4 protein-coding genes are annotated in these 2,999 nt (G+C 66.8%); all 4 read left to right on the top strand.

Annotated elements, in window-relative coordinates:
* Positions 1 to 887 (top strand): nucleoside-diphosphate kinase (locus tag ACLP4W_RS16335; protein ID WP_442387628.1); only part of this gene is annotated, 887 nt, incomplete at its 5' end.
* The gene (locus ACLP4W_RS16330; protein WP_442387627.1) at positions 884 to 1,840 is read left to right on the top strand and encodes an AfsA-related hotdog domain-containing protein; all 957 of its coding nucleotides are present in this window, start codon (positions 884 to 886) and stop codon (positions 1,838 to 1,840) included. The genes ACLP4W_RS16335 and ACLP4W_RS16330, both read left to right, overlap by 4 nt.
* On the top strand, positions 1,837 to 2,745 hold the full coding sequence (locus ACLP4W_RS16325; protein WP_442387625.1) for a hypothetical protein: 909 nt from the start codon (positions 1,837 to 1,839) through the stop codon (positions 2,743 to 2,745). Before ACLP4W_RS16330 ends, ACLP4W_RS16325 begins: the two co-directional genes overlap by 4 nt.
* 11 nt (positions 2,746 to 2,756) lie before the next feature.
* Positions 2,757 to 2,882: a hypothetical protein gene (locus ACLP4W_RS16320; RefSeq protein ID WP_442387624.1), complete on the top strand. Its 126-nt coding sequence runs from the start codon at positions 2,757 to 2,759 to the stop codon at positions 2,880 to 2,882.
* Positions 2,883 to 2,999: the final 117 nt, after the last annotated feature.

The raw sequence follows: 2,999 nt of genomic DNA, 5'->3' as shown, positions 1-2,999 counted from the left end.
CGAGAGGGGAGTCACGCATGATCCACACCGAAGTCGCCACGCTGGCGCCACCCGGGACGCACCGACGGAGTCCGAGTAGGTACGGGTCCGATACCTACTTCCTGGAAACGCGCGACGCGCTGGAGCGCTTGTCCATCGATCCCGATGAATTCGGTTGTCGCACAGCACTGCTGCTCCTCAAGCCAGACGCGGCTGTCACGGGGGGAATGCGGCGGGCCGTCACCTGGCTGACAGAGCACGGTTATCGCATCGTGGGAGCGCACGCAGTGGCGCTCACCCACCTGCATCTGCGCGCCCTCTGGTACTTCAACTGGCACTGCGCCACTCCCGAGCGGCGGCGCCTGGCCGACCAGCTCGCTGGATTGGCCGCATCGATCGTGCTGCTGGTCACCCATCCCGACGACAGCGTGCCGGCGTCCGTTCGCCTGACGGCGGACAAGGGCCCCGCCGACCCGGCGCAGCGCGCTCCCGGTCAGCTGAGGTACGCGTTGGCCGCCGGAACGTACCTGCTCAACCAGGTTCATTCGCCCGACGATCCCGACGACGTTTTGCGCGAGCTGAGCATCTACTTCGCCGACCCCGAACTCAGCCAGGTCATCGCCGCGTGTGCCGCCGGCGCCGACGCCTCGGCCAATGCCGTCCGACTGGCCGACCACATCGAGTCCGGCGTCGAGCGCCGGAGCGGCGATCTGGCGGTCACGCACGACATGGTCTGGCAGCACCTCCGGGCGTTCGGCGCGACGGCGAGGCCCCGGACGGGACAGGAGTGGGTGGCGGCCATCGACCTGGCCGACAGACACCACGTCCCCGTCGACCCGTGGTTCCGCATCGTGCTCGAATCGGCCTATCTCCCCATGCACCGACAGACTGGACGAGGTGAATTGTGAACGCTGACAATTATTCCCAGACCATCGCGCGGGAGCTGGTGCACAAGCGCTCCATCGCGGAAGTGCTCATCACGTCGGTCGCCACGAGTCCGGCGACCTGGATCTGCCATGCGCAGCTGCCGCGCCGACACAGCTTTCACACCGACACGACGGGCGAGCAGAGCGCCTATCACGACCCGTTACTGGTCCTGGAGGCGTTCCGGCAGGCGTGCATCGCCTCGAGTCACGCCTCCTATGACGTGCCTCTCGACGCGCGCTACACCGTGCGCTACTACGAGCTGTCCATCCTCGATCTGGCCACGTTGACGTGTGGTTCGCAAGTGCTGGATCTCGAGCTCAACATCGACGTGCGCAAGGAGTTCCGGCGGGGCGGCCGAGGCCTTGAAGGCCCGGTGCACGGGCTCGACGTCGCGGCGGTCGTGACTCACGAGGGGACGAAGGTCATGGAGCTGTCGGGGGCATTCGGCTGGATGTCCCTCGCCAAGTGGGAGGCCTTTCGTTGCGGTGCGAGTTGGGACGCGGGGCCGCAGGCGTCCCCGGCCGATCCGCAGATCGTCGGGCGGACACGTCCGGAGAACGTGGTGATCGGCGAACCGGTCCCACTTGGCGGCAGTGCGGCGAGCGCACCCATCGTGGTGGACGTCAGCCATCCCACGATCTTCGACCACCCTCTCGACCATCTGCCCGGGGGTTTGATAATCGAGGCGTGTCGCCAACTCTCGCTGGCGGTCATGGGATCGCGCAGCGCGACGATCATGGGCCCGGCCTGGCTGCGGTGTGACTTTCATTCGTTCGCCGAATTGGACACCACCAACACGGTCACCGTGGCCCCGGCCGCTGAGGACGCTTTGTCGTTCCGGGGCGAGGTGACACAGTCCGGTCAGACGAGGGCTTCGGTCGAGCTGACATTCACCACCGGTGACGGCGGTGACGGAATGTCGCCTTCAGCATGACGGTCTCCGAACGGGCCGGCGGAATCCGGGCATTTCTGATCGAGCGGTACCTCCCGGTCTATCCGATCTATCTGACGTTGTGGGTCGTCGCCGTCGAGAGCATGACGGCCGTGGTGACCGACTCCGCCGGCCCGTGGCGCCCGACCTGGGACACCGCGTTGAAGGCGCTGGCCCTGGTCGCGGCCGGCGCATTCCTGCGGGTGGTCGACGACCAGAAGGATCTCGACTACGACCGCCTGCACAATCCCACCCGTCCGCTGGTGCAGGGCCGGATAACGCACGCAGAGCTGCGGATGGCGATGGCCCTGACAGCCGCAGTGGCTTTGGTTCTCGCCGCGGCGGTTTCGCTTCCGGCGGCGGCGGTGCTGGCCGCCGCACTCGGCTACGGCCTCGCGCTGTGGTGGATGGAATTGCACGTGTCATGGGTGCGGGACAACCCCATAGTCAACCTCGCGGTGGTCTGCCCGGCGCAGTTCCTGGTCACCGGGTTCGTGATGGTGGGCCAGCCGGGTGTCGGTGATGCCTCGTGGGGACGCCTTCTCGTCGTGCCCGTGCTGTTCACCAGCGCATTCCTGCATCTGGAATTCGCCAGGAAGACGTGCCGGACGGGCGCGGGGGACCCGCACTCCTACTCGCAGCTGATCGGTGCATCGGTCAGTGCGAAGACCGCCTGGGCATTCGGCATGCTTGCGGTGCTGCTCGAGTTGTCGGTCACCGCGCCGTGGCGGTGGGCGGAGCACTGGTGGCCGGTGGCCTGGGTGCCGCTGGCCGCCGGCATCCTGCCCTGCGTCTCGGCATGGATCTTCCTCGGGGGCGGGGCGGACAGACATCCCCGAAGTTGGCCAACGGTTTTCGTCGTCGTTTTCTATCTCGCCATCGTCGGCCAGGGTCTCGTATACCGCTAGAAGGGTGCATCGTGCGTATTCTCATTCCTCTCGTCGGTAGCCGCGGCGACGTGCAGCCCGGGGTGGCGCTGGGCCTCGAGCTGGTAATGCAGCCTAATTTCCTTCCCGGGGAATGGCTGACGACCGGCGGCGGCTAGCGCTTTGGCTGCACCTCGACGTAGACGTAGGACACCAGCCTCGCCGACATGCCCGCGTAAGCACGAAGCGCACAACAGTAAAGCCTGCGTCCGAGGCCGTAGTTGGCGGCAATCGTG

The organism is Mycobacterium sp. (assembly GCF_052145595.1).
Classification (GTDB): Bacteria; Actinomycetota; Actinomycetes; order Mycobacteriales; family Mycobacteriaceae; genus Mycobacterium.
The sequence above is the reverse complement of the archived record's forward strand: the minus strand, read 5'-3'. Positions and strand labels throughout refer to the sequence as shown.